The sequence below is a fragment of the Weissella fangxianensis genome (assembly GCF_024718545.1).
In the GTDB taxonomy this organism is placed as follows: Bacteria; Bacillota; Bacilli; order Lactobacillales; family Lactobacillaceae; genus Weissella; species Weissella fangxianensis.
This window is the reverse complement of record NZ_JAMXDB010000069.1, coordinates 1-2,988: the sequence shown is the minus strand read 5'-3', so window position 1 is coordinate 2,988 and position 2,988 is coordinate 1. Positions and strand designations below refer to the sequence as shown.

5 protein-coding genes are annotated in these 2,988 nt (G+C 38.7%); 3 read left to right on the top strand and 2 right to left on the bottom strand.

Annotated features, from left to right (window positions below; all coding sequences use genetic code 11):
• Positions 1-3 precede the first annotated feature (3 nt).
• Complete coding sequence (locus tag NGR58_RS10015) at positions 4-96, top strand: IS3 family transposase (protein ID WP_407077141.1); 93 nt, start codon at positions 4-6, stop codon at positions 94-96.
• Positions 97-434: 338 nt separating this feature from the next.
• Here NGR58_RS10015 and NGR58_RS10010 read toward each other — a convergent pair whose 3' ends face one another.
• Complete coding sequence (locus tag NGR58_RS10010) at positions 435-1,274, bottom strand: aldo/keto reductase (RefSeq protein ID WP_258089351.1); 840 nt, start codon at positions 1,272-1,274, stop codon at positions 435-437.
• Positions 1,275-1,402: 128 nt separating this feature from the next.
• On the opposite strand from NGR58_RS10010, the gene NGR58_RS10005 reads away from it, so the two are divergent.
• Positions 1,403-1,645: a hypothetical protein gene (locus NGR58_RS10005; protein ID WP_258089350.1), complete on the top strand. Its 243-nt coding sequence runs from the start codon at positions 1,403-1,405 to the stop codon at positions 1,643-1,645.
• A gap of 22 nt (positions 1,646-1,667) precedes the next feature.
• Positions 1,668-2,846 carry an ATP-binding protein gene (locus tag NGR58_RS10000; RefSeq protein WP_258089349.1) on the top strand — a complete coding sequence of 393 codons (1,179 nt, stop codon included), beginning with the start codon at positions 1,668-1,670 and terminating at the stop codon, positions 2,844-2,846.
• Between the two features lie 47 nt (positions 2,847-2,893).
• On the opposite strand, the gene NGR58_RS09995 is transcribed toward NGR58_RS10000, so the two are convergent.
• Positions 2,894-2,986: an IS3 family transposase gene (locus NGR58_RS09995; protein WP_407077141.1), complete on the bottom strand. Its 93-nt coding sequence runs from the start codon at positions 2,984-2,986 to the stop codon at positions 2,894-2,896.
• Positions 2,987-2,988 lie beyond the last annotated feature (2 nt).

Sequence of the window (2,988 nt, the reverse complement as noted above, 5' to 3'; positions counted from 1 at the left end):
TATATCTATTACTACAATAATAAACGGATTAAAACAAAACTGGCCGGAAAAACTCCGGTTCAATACCGAAATCTTTCCGACCAGTTAGTTGCTTAAACTTCTCTCCAATTTTTGGGGTTCAGTTCAATCTGTGCTTTTGTTGGTTTTAGAGTGTAAAACACTTGTTATCACACTCTTCATAAACGCGATAAGTTACCAGTCCATCAAAAATAAGCGATAAATATGTCACACACCTACGCAGTCGCTCCGACGGTGCGCCAAATTTATCACTTATTTTGGATTTCAAAACGGTAACTTATCAGCTCTCTTTAAACGTGCTCCTACAAGCAGCATTCCTTATATAAGTCCAATTTTGACCCAGCCGCTTTGCAGCGTCAAGGCACAAAACAGGCCTTATACCGGAATGCTAAACGCTTGTTATCACACTCTCTTATTTACTCAAACTCTTCGTATTCATTTGGATCTTGACCATCGATACGACCGTCTTCTTGATTTAGTTCGTTGATTGCTGCGATTTCGCTGTTTTCTAATGCAAAATCGAAGACATCCAGATTTTCGCGTTGGTGAGCTGGATTAGCTGAACGTAGAACTGGAATAATACCGCGGTCAATATGCCAACGTGTAATAATTTGACTTGTTGACTTACCATATTTGTCGGCAATCTTTTTGACAACTGGTTCCTTTAATGCTGAACTACCACGGCCAAGTGGGCTCCAAGCTTCAACCTTGATACCACGGCGTAGATTTTCTAAGACATTGTCTTCTTGGACCCAATATGGGTGAATTTCAATTTGGTTAACTGCTGGCTTAACACCAGTTTCTTCAATAATACGATCTAGATGTTCAGGCTCGAAGTTAGACACACCAATAGAGCGAATCAAACCTTGCTTTTGTGCATCAACTAAAGCTTGCCAAGCTTCAACATATAAACCACGCTTAGGTAATGGCCAGTGGATGATATACAAATCAAAGTAATCGATTCCCATGCGGGCTAATGACTCTTGGATAGCATCTCGAGCGCTTTCATAGTCATGGTATTTACCTGGTAACTTTGAGGTAATGAAAAATTCTGAACGTGGCACGCCAGAATAACGGATTGCTTTACCAACAATTCCTTCATTGTCGTAATTAGTAGCTGAATCAATGAGACGATAACCACTTTTAATTGCTGCCAGAATTTGTTGGAATCCTGCGCCACCTTTAAGTTGATAGGTACCAAGACCCAAACTAGGTAATTGATGACCATCATTCAATGTAATACTTGGAATTGACATAAAAAGCCTCCTTATTAATCTAAGTTTACTTTCGCATTTAAAATGATAATTTGCAAGTAGTTGCTATCGCATTATTCCATAACTAACGGTAACATAGTATTAGTGATTTTATTGGAGGAACAAAGATTGTGAAAAAAGGATTTCACTTTGGTAAGTGGGTATTAATTGTATTTGCCATTATGATGCTACTCCTGGGTATCTATTCATTATTTGATGTGTTTATCGATCAGGTCATTTGGTATCATTTGGCGGTACTTATTTTATTTCTCATTATCGGGTTTACTAGTCGAACAAAGGAAAGATGGCTGTATTTTGCGACAGCAGTCATTTGGTTGATCAATGTTAGTTGGGACTTAATTCGTTTATTTTAAGTTGAAAAAGGGGGTGAAAAATATGATTTCAATACCATTATCAGAAGAACTAACGGTATCAGCAGATAAACTGTTGCAACAACATTTATTGATTGTGGGTGCGACTGGCAGTGGTAAATCGACAAGCGCCATGACGATTTTGCATGACTTAATGGCTCAAAATCAGACAACCATGATTATTGATCCAACTGGCGAATATACGCATCTACCAAATGCCGTTGTCGCCAAGTTAGGTTACAATGCTTACATTGATTATGAGAAGTTAACCGGTCAGGATTTAAACTTACTGTTTGGGGTGGACGATCCTGAAATACAGGAAAAATTATCAGATGCACTCGACAGTTTAAAAATTCAAAAAAACATTGTGAAACAACCAGGGGTCTATACGAAAATTAATCGTACATGGGATGATTTTGAAAAAGATATGCACCAACTGTATCACTACCCACAACCAGTTGACCTAGGATTGTTGCCAGAACAACTTCGGCAAGAATATGCTGTGCCAGTTGATAACTTTGACGTCATCGGTCAGAAGATTGATGAAAGTGGCTTTACAAAATGTCTGCCATTAATTCGACGTATTAAGCGTTTAACTAGCCAGCAGCGTTTTCAGCAGCTCTACCATATGCCTTTACCGGAAGATGAACCAGCGCCAGCCAATATGCAAACGGATGTCATGTATTTATTGCGATTGTTTGCTGGTCATCGCAGTGATCATAAGATTTTGGTGATTGATTGTTCATTGTTTGCGGATAATCTGGCAATGGGGAAAGTCATTGTTTCATTACTAACGACGTCATTGTTGCGCGAAAAGCAACAACTAAAACATAGTGTCCCGGTTACTTTGTTGATTGATGAAGCTCATCGTTATGTGATGGCTGACGATTTGACAAGTAATGGTATTTTTAGAATTGCTCGTGAAGGTCGCAAGTCGGGATTGTTTTTAATGTTAACAACGCAAAGCCCGCTTGATTTACCAGCATCGCTATTAGGTCAGTTCGGTCACTACTTAGTTCATCAATTAAATACGAGTAGCGAACTGGCACAGTTACCGGCATTACAAGATTATGGTCAACAAATTGCTCACCAAAATGTTGGGCAGGCATTATTAGCAGGCAATAATTTTGTACCACCACAGATGATTGATATGTTATTGATTGCTGAAATGAATCATCAGACGACGACACCACAATTTTTTTAATGACAAAAAGAACGTGCTGAACTGAACCCCAAAAATTGGAGAGAAGTTTAAGCAACTAGCTGGTCGGAAAGATTTCGGTATTGAACCGGAGTTTTTCCGGCCAGTTTTGTTTTAATCCGTTTATTATTGTAGTAATAGATAT